At 72.3% G+C, this 17223-nt stretch carries 15 protein-coding genes; 4 read left to right on the top strand and 11 right to left on the bottom strand.

What is annotated here, in order from left to right:
* Positions 1-2: 2 nt before the first annotated feature.
* From WMF46_RS36970 to WMF46_RS36955, 4 genes are all read right to left on the bottom strand, one after another.
* Positions 3-140 (bottom strand): hypothetical protein, encoded by a 138-nt coding sequence (locus tag WMF46_RS36970; RefSeq protein ID WP_437981513.1) that lies wholly within the window; start codon positions 138-140, stop codon positions 3-5.
* Positions 137-1612, bottom strand: coding sequence for an ATP-binding protein (locus WMF46_RS36965; protein WP_437981512.1), 1476 nt, complete (start codon positions 1610-1612; stop codon positions 137-139). Before WMF46_RS36965 ends, WMF46_RS36970 begins: the two co-directional genes overlap by 4 nt.
* A 132-nt stretch (positions 1613-1744) precedes the next feature.
* Positions 1745-2746, bottom strand: coding sequence for a flavin-nucleotide-binding protein (locus WMF46_RS36960; protein ID WP_437981511.1), 1002 nt, complete (start codon positions 2744-2746; stop codon positions 1745-1747).
* Positions 2743-3366 (bottom strand): glutathione S-transferase family protein, encoded by a 624-nt coding sequence (locus WMF46_RS36955; protein ID WP_437974377.1) that lies wholly within the window; start codon positions 3364-3366, stop codon positions 2743-2745. The genes WMF46_RS36960 and WMF46_RS36955 overlap by 4 nt, the downstream gene beginning before the upstream one ends.
* A 147-nt stretch (positions 3367-3513) precedes the next feature.
* Here WMF46_RS36955 and WMF46_RS36950 point away from each other — a divergent pair, with 147 nt between their 5' ends.
* Complete coding sequence (locus WMF46_RS36950; protein WP_437981510.1) at positions 3514-4416, top strand: LysR family transcriptional regulator; 903 nt, start codon at positions 3514-3516, stop codon at positions 4414-4416.
* 41 nt (positions 4417-4457) lie between these two features.
* Here WMF46_RS36950 and ahpF read toward each other — a convergent pair whose 3' ends face one another.
* Together ahpF and ahpC are read right to left on the bottom strand one after the other, a co-directional pair.
* Positions 4458-6020, bottom strand: a complete 1563-nt coding sequence (gene ahpF, locus WMF46_RS36945; protein WP_437981509.1) for an alkyl hydroperoxide reductase subunit F — start codon at positions 6018-6020, stop codon at positions 4458-4460.
* 83 nt (positions 6021-6103) lie between these two features.
* The gene (gene ahpC, locus WMF46_RS36940; protein ID WP_012239567.1) at positions 6104-6667 is read right to left on the bottom strand and encodes an alkyl hydroperoxide reductase subunit C; all 564 of its coding nucleotides are present in this window, start codon (positions 6665-6667) and stop codon (positions 6104-6106) included.
* 133 nt (positions 6668-6800) lie between these two features.
* Here ahpC and WMF46_RS36935 point away from each other — a divergent pair, with 133 nt between their 5' ends.
* Complete coding sequence (locus WMF46_RS36935) at positions 6801-7766, top strand: hydrogen peroxide-inducible genes activator (protein WP_437981508.1); 966 nt, start codon at positions 6801-6803, stop codon at positions 7764-7766.
* A 137-nt stretch (positions 7767-7903) separates the two neighbouring features.
* On the top strand, positions 7904-8734 hold the full coding sequence (locus WMF46_RS36930) for an EI24 domain-containing protein (RefSeq protein WP_437981507.1): 831 nt from the start codon (positions 7904-7906) through the stop codon (positions 8732-8734).
* A 55-nt stretch (positions 8735-8789) separates the two neighbouring features.
* Here WMF46_RS36930 and WMF46_RS36925 read toward each other — a convergent pair whose 3' ends face one another.
* The 5 genes from WMF46_RS36925 to WMF46_RS36905 form a co-directional block, all read right to left on the bottom strand.
* On the bottom strand, positions 8790-9962 hold the full coding sequence (locus tag WMF46_RS36925; protein ID WP_437981506.1) for a prohibitin family protein: 1173 nt from the start codon (positions 9960-9962) through the stop codon (positions 8790-8792).
* A gap of 68 nt (positions 9963-10030) precedes the next feature.
* Entirely contained in the window at positions 10031-11938 is a 1908-nt protein-coding gene (locus WMF46_RS36920) for a PAS domain-containing protein (RefSeq protein ID WP_437981505.1), read from the bottom strand.
* A gap of 115 nt (positions 11939-12053) precedes the next feature.
* Positions 12054-12839, bottom strand: a complete 786-nt coding sequence (locus tag WMF46_RS36915; RefSeq protein ID WP_437987979.1) for an ABC transporter permease — start codon at positions 12837-12839, stop codon at positions 12054-12056.
* 5 nt (positions 12840-12844) lie between these two features.
* Positions 12845-13651, bottom strand: coding sequence for an ABC transporter permease (locus WMF46_RS36910; RefSeq protein WP_437981504.1), 807 nt, complete (start codon positions 13649-13651; stop codon positions 12845-12847).
* Positions 13648-14703 carry an ABC transporter ATP-binding protein gene (locus WMF46_RS36905; protein WP_437981503.1) on the bottom strand — a complete coding sequence of 352 codons (1056 nt, stop codon included), beginning with the start codon at positions 14701-14703 and terminating at the stop codon, positions 13648-13650. The genes WMF46_RS36910 and WMF46_RS36905 overlap by 4 nt, the downstream gene beginning before the upstream one ends.
* A gap of 115 nt (positions 14704-14818) precedes the next feature.
* Here WMF46_RS36905 and WMF46_RS36900 point away from each other — a divergent pair, with 115 nt between their 5' ends.
* Positions 14819-17218: a protein kinase domain-containing protein gene (locus WMF46_RS36900; RefSeq protein ID WP_437981502.1), complete on the top strand. Its 2400-nt coding sequence runs from the start codon at positions 14819-14821 to the stop codon at positions 17216-17218.
* Positions 17219-17223 lie beyond the last annotated feature (5 nt).

Raw genomic sequence — 17223 nt, 5'->3', positions numbered from 1 at the left:
CGTCACCTCGATGGCTCGCCCGCCATCTCTCCTCGATAACTCGCGTAGTACAGCGCCCCGCCCGCGGCCAGCCGCGGCGCGGCGGCCGCCTCGCCGAGCGCGCCTTCGCCCTCGGCCCGCGGCCGCCGGGCTCGCGTCATCCTGCGTCATTCTGGCCGCTCGGGGGGAGGTACACCGTGAACGTCGAGCCCTTGCCGAGCTCGCTCTCCACGTCGATCCAGCCCCCGTGCTCGCGCACGATCCCGTAGGACACGCTCAGCCCGAGGCCCGTGCCCTCGCCGACGTCCTTCGTGGTGAAGAACGGCTCGAAGATGCGGAGGATGTTCTCGGGCGCGACCCCCTCCCCGCCGTCGGTCACCCGGACGGCGACGTGCTCGCCCTCGGCGCCGCCGTGGTCGGCCGGCGGGCGCGCGCGGGCGCGCTCCACCCGCACGGTGAGCTCGCCGCCTCGCTTCATCGACTGCATGCCGTTCATGATGAGGTTCGTGAGCACCTGCTGCATCTGCCCCGAGTCCACCTCGGCGCGCGCCGCCCCGCCGCCCGCCTCGTCGAGGTGGAGCGTCACGCCGCGCTTCCGGGCGAGGGGCTCCAGCAGCGCCAGCGTCTGGCGCGCGATGTGCGCGAGATCGGCCGGCGCCTTCTGCGCCACCCGGCGGCGCGCGAAGTCCAGCAGCTGCCGGATGATCTTCGTCATCCGGTCCGCCTGCTCGGCGATGATGCGCGCGCTCTCCGCCGCCTCCTCCTGCGGCAGGCCGCGCGCGATCATCTTGGCGCGGCCGCCCACCACGTTGAGCGGCGTGCCGAGCTCGTGCGCGAGCCCCGACGCCAGCTTGCCCACGGTGGTGAGCCGATCCGCGTGCCGGAGCTGCTCCAGCGCCGCGATGCGCGCGGTCGTCTCGCGGCCCGCGCGCTCGCGCGCCTCGGCCAGGTGCTCGCACATCGCGTTGATCTCGTGGGCGATCCGCCCGAGCTCGTCGCGCTGCGGCAGGAGCAGCGGCCCGCCGAGGTCGCCCTCCCCGATCCGCCGCGCCTTGTCGACGAGCCGCCGCGTCGGGCGCCCGACGAGGACCTGCCCGAAGGTCATCGCCAGGAGCCCGCTCAGCGCCGCGAGGGTGATGATGGTGGCCACGGTGTTGACCACGCTCGCCTGGACGTACGCTTCTTCCTCCTCGAGCGACTCGGAGATCTCGATGGCGCCGACGCGCTCGGGCTCCACCCCGACGGGCGCGTACGTGTAGAAGCGCCCGCTCCTGTCGCCCTTGCGCTCGATCCGGAACACCTCGGTGCCCCGCGAGAGCTCCTCGATCTCGGCGGCGGGCAGCGCGGGCGCGAAGCGATCCCCGGCCGGCGCGTCGAGCCACACCCAGCGGAACCGCACGCCGTCCTCGCGCTCGCTCATCTCGGCGAGCAGCTCGAGCGCCTCCCCCATCCCGTCCCGGCGCCACGTCTCGACCACCGCCGCGCGGAGCGCGATGCCGATGAGGTGCTCGTCGCGCCGCATGTCCGCCTCGAAGAGCGCCCGCTCGCGCCGGACGGAGAGGTAGCCGTACAGGCTGAGCGCCGCGCACATGACGAGGACGAGGGCGAGGGTGAGCTTGCTGGCGAGTCGCATGAGGTCGCCGGTAGGATGCAGGACGCGTACGCGTTCTCAAGGTGCCCGTCCGCACGTTGACCCGCCCGGGCCCGCCCCGGATCGCCCCGATGGGGCAAAACTCCCCTGGACGGGCCCCCGCGGGCCGCGGCGTCACCTGCGCGCCACGTCCTCCCACGAGCCGGTCGCCGCGAGCTGCGGCGCGGGCACCGGCGCCGACCAGCGCAGCGGCAGCGCGTCCTCTCGCCAGGCGCCCTCGGCCACGTGGAACCGCAGGAGCCGCTGGGCGCCGGCGAAGGCCGAGAGCTCCGGCCCGTCCCAGAGCACCTCGGCCTCGCCGGTCAGCGACAGCACCCCGCCGGAGGCGAAGTCGACGAAGAGCACCCCGGCGCGCGGCCAGAGCGCCAGGTTGCCGAGCGTGTTGAACGCGAAATTACCCGTGAAATCCGGCGAGGTCAGGACGGTGTGGCCGTCCTCCTCGGTCACGCGCACGAAGCCCGGCTTGCCGCCCCGATGGGACACGTCGGCGCCCTCGATCGCGTCGCCTCCCCGCGCGGCCGGCGCCGCGGTCGCGATGAAGAACGTGTCCGCGCGGCGGATGAGCGCCGCCGCGCCGGCGGACAGCGCCGGCCCTTCCGCCTGCGCCGGGGGCGCGGCAGCGGCCTCCGGCGCCCTCACGAACTCGGGCTCTCGCGCCTGGATGTACTGCGGGCAGTTGCCGAAGCTCTGCCCGACCTCGACAACGAAGCCTCGCTCGTCCGCCGCCGTGATCGTCCCGTTCATCCGGTTTCGGCGGCGGGTCTCCAGCTGGATGCCGAGGAGGCCGACGGGCGCGCCGGCCACGAGGTGCGGGCCGAGCGCGTCGCCGGCCCCCGGGCGAGCGTTCACCGCGAGCGTCCGCGGATCCGGGGACGAGATGAACCCCGGCGGCCCCACGACGATCGAGGCCCACGGCCGGCGCTCTGCGTCGAGGGCCCCGACGAGCAGGAACGGCAGCCGCGCGAACAGCTCGCGGTGCTGGTCGGGCATGAAGTCCCGGATGATCCGGCGCCCGGCCTTCTCGGCGCGCTCGCGCGCCCCGGCCCGCGCCTGCACGGCCATCTCGCCCGGGTGATAGGGCGAGCCCTCCCTGGTCCACCCGGGCAGGGAGGTCACGACAGCGCCTTCTTCATCGGCACGAAGCCGGGCAGCGCCTCCACCCGGGCGAGCCACGCGCGCAGGTTCGCATACGGATCGAGCGACACGCCGCCCTCCGGCGCGTGCGCCGTGTAGGTGTAGATCGCGACGTCCGCGAGGGTCGGCTCGTCGCCGGCCAGGAACCGCTGGTCCGCGAGGTGCTGGTCGATCACCGCGAAGAGCTGGGCGGCGATCCCCCTGGCCTGCTCGACATCCAGCTTGCGGCCGAACACGCTCGCGATGCGCGCCGCCGCGGGCCCCGCCGCGAGCTGCCCGGCGGCCACGGAGAGCCACCGCTGCACGTGCGCAGCCGCCACCGGATCGCGCGGGAGCCAGCGCCCCGACGGGTCGTACCGCGCGGCCAGGTACACGAGGATCGCGTTGCTGTCGGCCAGCGTCACGTCGCCGTCCTCGATCACGGGCACCTGACCGAACGCGTTCTTGCTCAGGAACTCGGGCGTCTTCTGAGCGCCGCCCTTCAGGTCGACGTCGATCCTCTCGAACGGCAGCCTCAGCAGCGACAGGAACAGCTCCACGCGGTGCGCGTGTCCCGAGAGCGGATGGCGGTAGAGGCGGATGGGGCTGGCAGGGAGGGTCATCGAGGTGTCCTTTCGGCTGTGGATGTCAGCGGGGAGCGGCACAGCCGCGTGGGGCTCCCGCGCTCGCCGATCCAGGATGCTCATTCCCGTGGCCAAGGGTAATGCTCGTCCTTGACAAGGGACCATTCCGGAAACTGGAATAATCCGATGGACCGCCTCGACTCCATGCGCGTGTTCGTCGCCGTCGCCGAGGAGGAGGGCTTCGCGCCGGCCGCGCGGCGGCTGTCCATGTCGCCGCCGGCGGTGACCCGGGCCATCTCTGCGCTCGAGGAGCGCATCGGCACGCGGCTCCTGCACCGCACCACGCGCGTCGTCCGCCTGACCGAGGCGGGCGCCCGGTACCTCGCGGACTGCAAGCGGATCCTCGGTGAGATCGAGGAGGCCGAGGCGTCGGCGGCCGGGTCCCACGCCGCGCTCCGGGGGCAGATCGGCGTCACGGCGCCGGTCCTGTTCGGGCGCATGTTCGTCGCGCCCGCCCTCTTCGATTTCCTGGCTCTCCATCCGCGCGTGTCGGCGTGGACGCTGCTCGTCGACCGCATTGTCGACATGGTCGACGAGGGGCTCGACGTCGCCGTCCGGATTGCCCATCTGCCGGACTCGTCGCTCAGCGCGATCCGTGTCGGCTCGGTGCGGTGGGTGGTCTGCGCTTCGGCGGAGTACCTCGCCGCGCGGGGCGAGCCCAAGGCGCCGGCCGATCTGGCGCGTCACGACACCATTGCTTTTTCTTCGACAGGCTCCCCGGTGGAATGGTCGTTCGGGTCGGGCTCGCGGGTCGAGAGGGCCTTTCCGTCATCGCAGCTCCTCGCCAATACGGCCGACGTCGCCATTGCAGCGGCCGTGGCCGGGCGAGGGCTCGCGCGGGTGCTCTCGTATCAGATCGACCCGGAGCTGCGCGCCGGGCGCCTCTCGATCGTGCTCGCTGCGCACGAGCCCCCGCCGGTCCCCATCCATGTCGTCCACCCGGAGGGCCGGCGGGCGGCGGTCAGGGTGCGCGCGTTCGTGGATTTCCTTGTCGAACGGCTCCGGTCCGAGGCGTGGCTGAGCTCGTGATCGCAGGCGGGCTCGCGCGTCGAACCTCGGCCGGCGGGCGCTCAGTCCGCCGGCGCGGTGGCGCGGATGAGGTGCTCGAAGGCCCCGAGGGCGGCCTTCGCGCCGTCGCCGAGGGCGACGACGATCTGCTTGAACGGCGTTGTCGTCATGTCGCCGGCGGCGAAGAGGCCGGGCACCGACGTCTGCCCGCGGTCGTTGACGACGACCTCGCCGACGCCGTTGAGCTCCACCGTCCCCTTGATGAACCCGGTGTTGGGGAGCAGGCCGATCTGCACGAACACGCCCGCGATCTCGATCTGGTGCTGCTCCTTCGTCTCTGTGTGCTCCCAGCGGAGCCCGACGACCTTCTGCCCGTCGCCCACCACCTCGGTCGTGCGCGCGCGCGTGACGATCTCGACGTTGGGCATGCTCTTGAGCTTGCGGACGAGGACCGCGTCGGCGCGGAGGGCGGGGGCGAGCTCGAGCAGGGTGACGTGGCCGACCACGCCCGCGAGATCGATCGCCGCCTCGACGCCGGAGTTGCCGCCGCCGATGACGGCCACCCGCTTGCCCTTGAACAGCGGTCCGTCGCAGTGCGGGCAGTACGTCACGCCCTTGGTCCGGTACTCGGCCTCGCCGGGGACGTTCATGTCGCGCCACCGGGCGCCCGTCGCCAGGACGACGCTCTTCGCGCGGAGCGTGGCGCCGCTCGCCAGGCGCAGCTCGAACGGTGAGCCGGGGGTGATCGACGTGACGCGCTCGTGCTTGAGGAGCTCCACGGGGTACGCGCGCACGTGCTGCTCGAGCGCCGCCGCGAGCTTGGGCCCGTCGGTCTCCACGACCGAGATGAGGTTCTCGATGGCGAGGGTGTCCATCACCTGCCCGCCGAAGCGCTCGGCGACGATGCCGGTGTCGAGGCCCTTGCGCGCCGCGTAGATGGCCGCCGAAGCGCCAGCGGGCCCGCCGCCGACGATGAGCATGTCGAACGGCTTGCGCTGGTCGAGCGCCTCGGCGCGATTCTTCACGGCGGAGCCGTCGTCGAGCTTGGCGAGGATCTGCTCGATCTCCATCCGACCCTGGCCGAAGGGCTCGCCGTTCAGAAAGACGGTCGGCACGGCCATGATCTTCCGCTGCTCGACCTCGCCCTGGAAGAGGGCGCCATCGACGGCGACGTGGCGAACCCTCGGGTTCTTGGCCGCCATCAGGTTCAGCGCCTGCACGACGTCGGGGCAGTTCTGGCACGATTGAGAGAAGTAGGTCTCGAACCGGAGCTCGCCGTCGATCCGCGCGATCTGCTCGAGCGCCTCGGCGCTCACCCGCGGCGGATGGCCGCCGACGTGCAGGAGCGCGAGGATCAGCGAGGTGAGCTCGTGACCGAGCGGGAGCCCCGCGAAGATCACGCGCGGCTCCTCGCCGGGGGAGTGGATGCCGAACGACGGCGTGCGCCCTTCGCCCTCGCGCCGCTCGTGGAGCTCGATGAGGGACGAGGCGCTCGCGACGTCGCGCAGGAGCGCGCGCATCTCCTCCGACCCCTGCGAGTCGTCGACGAAGGCGGTGACCGCGACGGGACGGGTCAGCCGTCCGAGGACGTCGCGGAGCTGGGTCTTGATGGAGTCTTCGAGCATGGCTGCGTTCCTTCCGGCGAGTACGAGCGGGTCACGAGCGCTGACGGGCGTCGCCGCGGCACGCGCGGCGACGCCCGAGCACCTCAGATCTTGCCGACGAGATCGAGCGACGGCTTGAGGGTCTTCGCGCCCTCGTCCCACTTCGCCGGGCAGACCTCGCCCGGGTGCGTGGCGACGTACTGGGCCGCCTTGACCTTGCGGAGCATCTCCGCCGCGCTGCGGCCGATGCCGAGGTCGTGGATCTCGTAGACCTTGATGACGCCGTCGGGGTTCACGAGGAACGAACCGCGGAGCGCGAGGCCCTCCTCCTCGATGAGCACGCCGAAGTTGCGCGAGAGGGTGGCGGTCGGATCGCCGACGAGCGGGTACTTGACCTTCTTGATCGCCGCGGACGTGTCGTGCCACGCCTTGTGCGCGAAGTGCGTGTCCGTGGAGACGCCGTAGATCTCGACGCCCAGCTTCTGGAACTCGCCGTGGAGGTCCGCGAGGTCCTCGAGCTCGGTCGGGCACACGAAGGTGAAGTCCGCCGGGTAGAACACGAAGAGCGACCACTTGCCGAGGACCGACTCGTGCGAGACGTCCACGAACTTCCCCTGGTGGAACGCGGTGGCCTTGAACGGTTTGATGCGGGTGTTGATGAGCGACATTCTCTCTTCCTCATTTCGGGGCGGGGGCGTCTCGTGCCTCCGCGCCGGCGAGAGGCAACGTGGTCGTTCTGCGCTCGCGGTGCCAATCGAACGATTTTATGAATCGTTCACTTTTTGTGATACTCCTCCGGCCATGGACCTCGAGCAGGTGACGCTCACGCAGCTCCGCTACGCCGTGGCGGTGGAGCAGACCCGCAGCTTCCGCACCGCGGCCGAGCGCTGCCACGTCTCGCAGTCCGGGCTCAGCATGCAGGTCCAGAAGCTCGAGGAGCTCCTGGGCACCGTGCTGTTCGACCGCAGCAAGAAGCCCGTCCTGGTGACCGAGGAGGGGGCGCGCGCCATCGCTCAGATGCGCGAGATCCTCCGGGAGACGGAGCGGCTCGGTCAGATCGTCGCCGGCGACGACGCTCCGGCGGGGCGCTACCGGCTAGGGATCATCCCGACCCTCGCTCCCACCGTGCTGCCCCTGTTCCTCGATCCCTTCGTGAAGGCACACCCGCGCGTCGAGCTGTTCATCGAGGAGCTGAAGACCGAGGAGATCATCGAGCGGCTCGCCGCCGACACCCTCGATGCGGGGCTCGCCGCGACGCCGCTCCACGCTCCGGGGCTGAGCGAGACGCCCCTCGGACACGAGGCGATGGTCGCCTATCTCCCCGAGGGCGACCCGCTGCTCGACCGCAAGACGGTCACGCAGGCGAACCTCAGCGATCGCGAGCTGTGGGTGCTCCCGGAGGGGCACTGCTTCCGGAGCCAGGTGCTCTCGTATTGCAGGAGCGGTCAGGCGAGGCCCCCGCGCGGCGTTCAGCTCGAGAGCGGCAGCTTCGAGACGTTGATCGGCCTTGTCGACACCGGGCTCGGAGCGACGGTGCTACCCGCGCTGGTGGCGCAAGGGCTGCCCGCCGAGAAGCGCCGCGCCCGCGTGCGGCCCCTCGCCCGGCCGATCCCGCTCCGGGAGATCGGGCTCGTCACGTCGCGGACTCAGCTGCGCAGGCGCGTCACCGAGTCGCTCGCGGCCGCGATCCGCGAGCACCTCGGCCGCGCGCTCGGGCCCTCGCCCCCGGGCGGGAGCGTGCTCGATCCGCTGCCCTCCGAGGGCTGACGAGGCAGGCTCGGAGGTCATCGACGCATCGAAGGGGTCGCGTTCCCTGCAAAGCCGGCGGGAGCTCGTCCAGAGGCGGATGCCAGCGCGCGGAAGGTGTTGACCGGATGCACGACCGCTGGGACGTTCGTGGTTGAATGATCCCCCCCGATGCTCCCCGCGGCTCTCTCACAGCGGCCGCGCAGCGCCCGACCGCGGGGCTCGTGCCGCTCGAACGCCCCGGCTTCGGCGCGGGCCTCAAGGCCGTGCTGGGCGGCTACGGTTACCTCTTTCGCACGCCGGACCTCTGGCCGCTCGCGCTCGTCCCCACGGGCATCGCGCTGGTGCTCATGGTCGTGCTCTCCATCGTCGGCGTGAAGCTCGCGCCTTCGCTCGTCGAGCTGATCGTGAGGGAGCCGGGGACGGGGTGGCCCTGGACCGTGCTCATGGCCGTGCTGCAGATCCTCTCGCTCGCGGTGGTGCTCGTGGCCGCCCTCGTCCTCTCGTTCGGGCTCGCGAAGCCGCTCTCGGGGACCGCGCTGGAGCGGATGGTGCGCAGGGCCGAGGTCGATCTCGGGGCGCCCCCGTGGCCGGAGGTCGGCTTCCTCGCGGACATGTGGCGCGCGCTGCAGTCGTCGCTCGTGGCGCTCGCCTTCACGCTCCCGATCCTCATCGTCCTCGGCGTCGTGGGTCTCCTCTTCGCGCCGGCGAGCGTCGTCGTCGTCCCGCTCCAGCTCGCGGTGACGGCGCTCGCGGGGGCCTGGGACCTCTGCGACTGCCCGCTGTCGATCCGCGGCGTCCCCGTGGCAGAGCGGATCGATTTCGTGCGCCGGAACCTCGCCGCGGTGATGGGCTTCGGCTTTGGCCTCGCGCTGCTCTCGTTCTTGCCTTGCGCGCTGCTCATCGTGCTCCCGGCCGGCGTCCTCGGGGCGGCGCGGCTCGTCGTCACGCTGGAGCGGTGGGAGGCCACGAAGCGAGCGCCGCGCTGAGATCGAGCGATAGAAGCCGGGAGCTGGCGTCGTCGCCCCGGTTGCCCGGAGCTGCTTAGGGCGCGCCGGCCGGCGCCTGCCCTTCCGGCTTCCCCGCGGGCTTCGCGCCCTTGTCGCCTTCGCCGCCGCCCGCGCCGGGTGTCGCCCCGCCCGTCGCCGCCCCGCCAGCCGGCGCTCCAGCAGCCGGCGCCGCATCACCCCCTGGCGCCGTCTCCTCGAGCAGCTCGGCCAGCTTCTGCTCGGCGTCCTTGTCGAGCGCGCTCTTCATGTCGAACGTCAGCATCGGCAGCGGGCCCTGGTTCATCGCCGGCAGGCGCCCGTTCCACCGCTCGAGCGCCCGGTATTGCAGCACCGCCGGCGTCGTCGACAGCCGGATGATCGTGTTCGCCTTGGCCTCGGAGCGCGCGCGGATGAGCAGCGCGTCCGCCTCGCCGCGGGCCCGCTCCCGCGCCGACTCGGCCGCGCCGCGGGCCGTCGCGATCGCCTGGTCGGCCTCCGCCCTCACCTGACGCACCCGGTTCTCGGCCTGGATCGCCTTCTGCGTCGCCTCCATCGCCTGGTTGATCGCCGCGGCCACGTTCTCGGGAAGCCTCAGCGCGCCGTTGATCGTGAGCTGATCGATCCGGATGCCGTCCTTCTCGAGCACCTGCTCGAGCTCCTTCGTCACGTCGTGGATGAGCTTCGTCTTGCCCGACCCGTAGATCTCCTGGACGGGCATCTTCGACGCGACCGAGTTGAACGCCTCGCGCACCGCGTTGCGCACGTAGCGGTCGGCGAGCCGCATCAGGTCGTTCTCGCGGAAGCGCAGGTACAGGTGGGGCGCCTTGTCCGGCTCGATGTGGAACGACATCCCGATGTCCGCGCCGACGTTGACGCCCTCGGAGGACGAGAACGTGATCGACTCATCGACCATTCGGCCCTCGTGCGCCGACGCCGTCCAGACCACGTTCTGCACGCTCGTCGGAAACTGCACGATCTGCTCCGCGAGCGGGTTGTAGAACACCCAGCCGGTCACGACCGGGATGTCGCTCACGCCGCGGTTCGAGCCGGCGAGCTTGACCCGGATGCCCACGTGCGCGGCGTCGATCCGCGTCACCGTGGTGCACGCGACGAACAGCATCGCCACGAGGAGCACGAGGCCGAGCGCGACGCCGCGGACCGCGCCGGCGACGCCGCCGCCGCCGCCGCCGCTCGAGCGGCCGAACTTGATGGAGGGGATCTTCGCCATGGGCGAGGTTCTACCTCAACCCCTGCGCCTTACGAGGAGGTCGAGGGCGCTCGCGACGCCGGCGCCTCTCACCCGTCGCGCGAGGCGCGCGTCCCCTCCGCGTCGTCCGCGCGCTCGCGCCCCGCCCTGCGCTTGCGCCGCCGCTTGACCGACACCCCGCTCGACTGCATCGCGAAGAGCAGCGCCTCCCGGAGGTTCGAGAGCGTCTTGATGTTCGACAGATCGAGCCCCAGCGACACCACCGTCTGCGCCACCTCGGGCCGGATGCCGACGACGATGCCCTGCGCCCCGAGCAGCGCCACGGCGTCGATGAGCCTCAGCACGTGATCGGCCGTGGCCGCGTCCACGGCGCTCACCCCGGTCAGATCGATGATCGCGTGGCGGCAGCGGGTCCGCGCCACGGCCTCGAGCAGCACCTCCATCATCTGCTGGGCGCGCTCCTCGTCGAGGACGCCGAGCACCGGCATCGTCAGCACCCCCCTCCAGACCTCGATGATCGGCGTCGACAGCGCCCGGATCGCCTCCTGCTGCTGCTCGATGATCGCGAGCCGCTCGTTCAGCACGGCCTGCTGGCGCTTCTTCTCGGTGATGTCCGTCGCGCCGCCCGCCATCTGGAACGGCACGCCCTTGTCGTCCCACTCGGCCATGCCGCGGGCGAACACGTCGCGGTACTCGCCGTCCTCGCGCCGCAGCCGGTACTCCACCTCGAACGGCCGCCGTTCCTCGAGGTGAGCCCTCAGCGCGGCCTGCACCGCCCCCTGGTCGTCGGGGTGCACGCGCTCGAAGAAGCTCACGAACGTCCCGCCCCACGCCTCGCGGCGGACGCCGATCATCTGGAGCATGCGATCGCTCCACTCCACCGTGTCCTCGCGGAGGTTCCAGAACCAGACGCCCTCGTTCGACGCCTCCGCGAAGAGCCGGTAGCGCGCCTCGCTCCTCCGGAGGGCGGCCTCGGCGCGGCGCAGCTCGGCCACGTCGGTGGTGCCGCCGATCCACCGGAAGATGTTCCCCGCGGCGTCGCGCTGCGGCAGCGCGCTGACCACGTGCTCCCGGTACGTCTGATCGGTCGCCCGCTTCAGGCGGAACTCCGTGTTGTACGGCTCGCCCGCCGTGAGGCTCCGGGTCCACGCCGCCACCGTCTTCGGGACGTCGTCCGGGTGCAGCACCGCGAGCCAGCCCTCGCCGATCATCTGCTCCTCCGTGCGGTCGAAATAGTCGAGGACCGCCCGGTTCACGAAGTTCAGCTGGCCGTCCGGGCGCGCGGTCCACACCTGGAGGGGCATGGCGTTCCCGAAGAACCGGAGCTGCGCGTCCAGGTCGCTGAGCGGCGCGTCCAGCAGCCCGGCCCCGCTCGCGGGGCCGCCGGCCCCGCGCACCCGGCTCGGCGGCGGCGCGTCCCGCCCGTCCGGCTCCTCCACCTCCTCCTGCCCCGCCCAGGAGGCGCCCCCGAGCGCGCGGAGGAGCGGCTCTTCCAGGTCGAGCGTGCGCTCCGCGCGGCTCTCCGCGACCCGCGCGCGCACGAGGCGGAGCAGCTCCTTCCGCACCTCCTCCTCGATCCGGCCGCGCAGGTAGTCCTTCGCGGAGGCCCGCGACTCGGCGAACCTCACCGACTCCGCCGGCAGCTCCGCGACGTCCAGGAAGATCCCGAGCGGCGCGCAGGGCCTCGGCGTGATGCGCAGCGCGAGGGTCGCGTCGAGCCGGTGCTCCTTCGCCTCTCCCTCCGCGTCGACCCGCACAGTCACCGCGTGCGGGATCGCGACGTCGAACGCGCCGCTCATGCTCCGCGTCGCCGCCGGTTCGCCGACCTCGAAGTCCACCGTGAGCCGCGACGGCCTGCCGAGGACATCGAGCTCCCGCTCCGCGCGGCGCCCGACCGGGAGGAGGGCGATCACCTGGCGGCGTATCACGTCCTCGGTCATCGCGAGATCGACGATGCTCCGACCCAACTCCTCGAGCGTCAGCCCTCCGTCCTTCACCGCGTCTCCTTCCCGATCCCGCTCTCCCCCCGGTGTCCGTTAGCCCTCCTCGCGCCCGGAGGGCAATCGTGTGACGTTAACGCACCGCGCCGCTCGCCGGAAGCCCTCGCGAGGCTCAGCTCGACGCCGATGTATACCGGCCTATCGCCCGCTTCCACACGCCGCGCGCGACGGCGCCGAATGTGAGCGCGCCGAGCGCCGCGGCGGCGGCCGTGCGCGGTGCGATGGTGCCGAGCATCGCCTCCGCCGGGTACGTGGTCATCAGCCCGAGCGGGACGATCACGGTGAAGACGATACGCCAGAAGCCGCTGAAGATCGTGACCGGCCAGCGCGCGAAATCGAAGATGGAGTTGAAGAGGTAGGCCAGGTTGTCGAGGCGCACGACCCAGAACGCGGCGGAGATGACCAGGATGCACATGGAGTAGAGCACCAGCGTCGCCGTCACGAGCAGGCAGAGCGCGAGCGCGACGTGGGCAGGCGCGGGGGCGCGCCCCATCTGGGCGAACGCGTAGACGAAGATCGCCACCGCGGCCGCGGCGTCCACGACCTTGCGGATCTCGAACCGGGCCGTGGAGACGAGGAACTGCGCGTCGGCCGGCTTGAGCAGCGTGAAGTCGAGCGTGCCCTTCCGGATCTGGTCGACCACGCTGATGAGCGACGGGTTCACGGCCCCCTCGAGGACGCCCTTGAGCAGCGTGAACCACCCGACGACGACGAGCGCCCGCTCGTACGTCCAGCCCTGCACCGGCGGCCGGGCCGCGAGCGCGATGTGGAGCGGGACCAGCCCGACCACCGTCCACACGACGGTCATCACCGCGCCGAGCAGGAAATCCCACCGGTACTGCATCCCGAGCGCGATCGACACGCGCAGCTGCGTCGCGAGCAGCCGGAGGTAACGCACGCCGCTCACCCGCCGAACGCCGAGAACCGCCGGATCCCCGCGCGCCACGCGACGAGCGCGGCGGCGGCGGACGCGGCGGCGAAGGCCCACTGCACCGCGAGCTCGGTGAGCGCGCGGCCCGGGTCGAGCAGGCCGGTGATGAGCTCGACAGGGAACGCGAGGCTGTAACGGAACGGCAGGACCCGCGCGAGATCGGCGAGCCACGAGGGGAACAGCTCGATCGGGACGAGGTAGCCGGCGAAGACCATGAAGGCCGCGAGGTAGACGTCGAACACCGCGGTCGAGCTGTCGATCACGAACGCCAGCGAGCCGATCAGCGCCATGGTGAAGAAGTTGATCGCCCAGGCGCCGGCGAGGGAGACGACCCAGAGCCCGAGCTCGAGCGCCGTCGGCTGGAACCGCTCGCCCGACGTCGCGACGAGCGCGATGACCGCGATGGGCAGGCAGAGCGCCGCCCGGAGCGGCAGCGCGGCGAGGTTCTCGGCGGCGTACGAGAAGAGCGGGTGGATCGGCCGGAGCAGGCGCTGCGAGAGGGCGCCGCTCTTGATGTCCATGTTCATCTCCCAGACGAGCCACGAGCCGGTCAGCTGCCGGACGATGAGGATGGCCAGGAAGTACGCGGAGAAGTCGCGCGCCTCGAAGCGGCCGACCGGCGCGCTCGCGGCGACCGCCGACCAGAGCGCGAGGCTCACGAGCGGCATCGTCGTCGTGAGCATCCAGATCAGCATCTCGGCCCGGTACGCGAGCGCGGCCGCGACCCCGACGCGGAGCAGCGTCGGGAACGCCCGGGCGGCCCGAGCGAGCCCGCTCACGACGCCGCCCCGCCCGTCGAGCCCGCGGCCTCGCCATCCGGCGCGCTCTCCGGCTCCGCCGAGGGCTCCACGCCCGAAAAGAGCTCGCGCATCACCTCCTCCAGGGGAGGATCCTCGACCGTGAGATCCGAGATGTCGGTGTGGCCGAGCAGCCAGGACATCGCCTCGCGCAGCTCCGCCTGCGGCACCTGCAGCACCGCGCGGCCAGGATCGAGCGAGAGGACGGCGCCCACCCGCTCGAGGAGCGCCTGATCGACCGGGGTCTTGAAGTGCAGCGCGATCCGCTTGTGGGGCCGCATGCTGCGGACGAGCGCCGCGAGGTCGCCGTCGTAGCGCAGCCTGCCCTTGTCGATGACGATGACCCGCGGACAGAGCGCCGCCACGTCATCCATGTAATGGGACGTGAGCACGATCGTCGCCCGCCGCCGCTCGTTGTAGCGGCGGATGAACTCGCGGACGCCGAGCTGCATCGCCACGTCGAGCCCGATCGTCGGCTCGTCGAGGAACAGGATCTCCGGCCGGTGCAGCAGGGCCGCCGCCAGCTCGCACTTCATGCGCTCGCCGAGCGAGAGCTGCCTCGTCGGCTTCGTCGCGATCTCGGCGATGCCGAGGAGGTCTTCCAGCTCACCGAGGGTCTCCTTGAAATCCGCGTCGCCGATCCCATAGATCGCTCGGTTCACCGCGAAGGTCTCGGCGGGCGGGAGGTCCCAGAGCAGCTGCTGCTTTTGCCCCATCACGAGGGTGATCCGCTTGAGGAAATCGGGCTCACGGTGCCGCGGGACGAACCCGGCGACCTCGACCTTGCCGCCCGACGGGTGGAGGAGCCCGGAGAGCACCTTCAGCGTCGTCGTCTTCCCGGCGCCGTTCGGGCCGAGGAAGCCGACGCGCTCGCCGGGCGCGATCGAGAACGAGAGGTCCTCGACGGCGTGGACGATCTTGGTGCGGCGCCGGAAGAGCGAGCGCACGGAGGCCGAGAAGCCGGCGGCGCGCTCGTGGACCTGGTACGTCTTGGAGAGCGACTCCACCACGATGGAGCTCGACGCCTCTGCCATGGGCGGCGGAGACTAGCACCTCCGTGCTGGAGCTCCCGCGACGGTCGGCGCTCGACCGGCCGATCCCGTGGGCTAATCTCGTGACGCGGGGGGCAACGGCCGCCGGAATTCCCCTATGCCGCAGAGCTTCAAGGACGACACGATCCACGACCTTCCGCTCGCGGCGAGCGGCGCGCGGCAAGCGGCCGACCCCGCGGACGCCGTCGCGACCGGCCCGCGGCAGGTCCTCGCAGGCCGGTACGAGCTCCTCGGGCTTGTCGGCATCGGCGGGATGGGCAGCGTGTACCGCGCCCGCGACCTGGAGCTCGAGGAGCTCGTCGCGGTCAAGGTGCTGCGCCGGGAGCTCAGCGTCGCGCCGGAGGTGACCGATCGGTTCCGGCGCGAGGTGCGGCTCTCGCGCAAGGTCACGCACCCGAACGTGGCGCGGGTCTTCGACATCGGCGAGCACGAGGGCGACCGGTTCCTGACGATGGAGTTCGTCGACGGCGAGCCGCTCGCCGCGCTGCTCGCGCGCGAGCGGCGGCTCGGCATGACCCGCGCGCTGGACGTCGTGGAGGGCGTCTGCGCGGGCCTCCACGCCGCGCACCGGGCCGGCGTGATCCACCGTGACCTCAAGCCGGACAACGTGCTGCTCGGGCGCGACGGGCGCGTCGTCCTGACCGACTTCGGGATCGCGCGCGCGGTCGCGAGCGGCGAGGCGGGCAAGACGCTGGGCTCGGTCATGGGGACGCCGGCGTACATGGCGCCCGAGCAGGTGCAGGGCGCCGACGACGTCGACGCGCGCGCCGACATCTACGCCCTCGGGGCGATGCTCTTCGAGATGCTCACGGGCGAGCGCGCGTGGCAGGGCGACGCGCCGCTCGCCGTCGCCGCGGCGCGGCTCTTCGCCGACCCGCCGGATCCGCGGCTCCGGCGCCCCGACCTGCCCGACGCGCTCGCGCGCGTGATGCTCCGCTGCATGGCGCGCGAGCGCGGCGACCGGTATCCGTCCGTCGAGAGCGTCGTGCACGACCTCGCCTCGCTCACCCGCCCGGCCACGGTGACGCCGCCGGCGTTCACGCCGCCGCAGGGGCGGACGGCGGTCTCCGGGGTGACCCCGGGGGCGAGCTCCGGGGTGGCCGAGCACGGCGGCAAGAGCGTCGTTGTCCTGCCGTTCGCGAACCAGGGACCTGCGTCGGACGCGTACCTGGCCGAGGAGCTGACGGACGATCTCGTCGACACGCTCTCCATGACGCCGGGCCTCCGGGTGAGGCCGCGCGGGGCGCTCGGGCGGCGCTCGTCCTCCGAGCTCGATCCGCGCGAGGTCGGGCGCGAGCTCGGGGTGCAGGTGGTCGTCGGGGGCTCGGTGCGGCGGCGCGACGGGACGGTGCGGATCAACGCGCGGCTCATCAGCGTCGCCGACGGGTTCCAGCTGTGGGCGAAGCGCTTCGATCGCCCCGAGGCGGAGGTGCTGCGGATCAACGACGAGGTGGCCGAGGCGGTCGCGGAGGCGCTGACGCTCGACGGGGCCGCGCCGAACCGCACGGCGCCGAGCGATCCCGTCGCGCTCGACCTGTTCCTGCGCGGGCGCCACGAGTACCGCAGGTTCTGGCCGGAGCACCAGGAGCGGGCGATCGCGCTGTTCGAGCAGGCGCTCTCGCGCGCGCCCGAGGATCCGATGATCCTGTCAGCCTACGCGCTCGCGCGCTCCCGCTTCTGGTTCTTCACGGACCGCGGCGGGGAGCTCGCCACGGAGGCGGCGTCGCGCGCCGCCGCCGCGGCGCCCGGGCTGCCGGACGCGCGGCTCGCGATGGCGTCGGTGCGGTTCCAGCGCCTCGACGTGGTCGGCGCGATGCGGGAGCTCAAGGCGGCGCTCGCGACCCGCTCGGGCAACGCCGAGGCGGAGGGCCTCATCGGCCACATCCTGCTCGAGTGCGGCGCCTTCGAGGAGGGCGCGCGGCGCGCCCGGTCCGCGCTGGCGCGCGATCCCGAGGTGGTGCTGGCGGCGCAGGCGCTGGCGCGCGCGTACACGCTGCTGGACAGGTGGTCGGAGGCCGACGACGTGATCCGGGCGCATCCGACGGTGGGGAGCGGCTCGGGCTACACCGTCCTGCGGATGCGCCGCGCGCTCTGGCAGCGCGACCCGGAGGTGGTCGAGAAGCTCGCTCAGAGGCGCGTGAGCGAGGCCTTCCCGGACCTCCCCACGCCGTTCGCGCAGGTGATCGATGACCTCATCGAGGGGCGGCTCTCGGACGTCCGGCCCGTGCAGGTCGAGGGGGAGCGCCCGGCCGTCACGGCGCTGCGGCGCACGTCGTTCATCCGGCAGCTCCAGGCGGAGTTCGCGGCCTTCCTCGGCCAGCGAGAGCTCGCGCTGGCCGCGCTCGAGCTCTCGCTGGAAGACGGCCTGTTCGACCTGATCTGGCTCGAGCGCTGTCCGGTCCTCGCGCCCCTGCGCGACGAGCCGCGGTATGCGGCCGTCCACGCGGCGGTGCAGCGGCGGGCCTCCGCGGTGGTCGCGGTCTACCGCGAGCGCTGAGGCGC

Origin of the sequence: Sorangium sp. So ce117 (assembly GCF_051524395.1) — a bacterium.
GTDB lineage: Bacteria > Myxococcota_A > Polyangia > Polyangiales > Polyangiaceae > Sorangium > Sorangium cellulosum_B.
The sequence above is the reverse complement of the archived record's forward strand: the minus strand, read 5'-3'. Positions and strand labels throughout refer to the sequence as shown.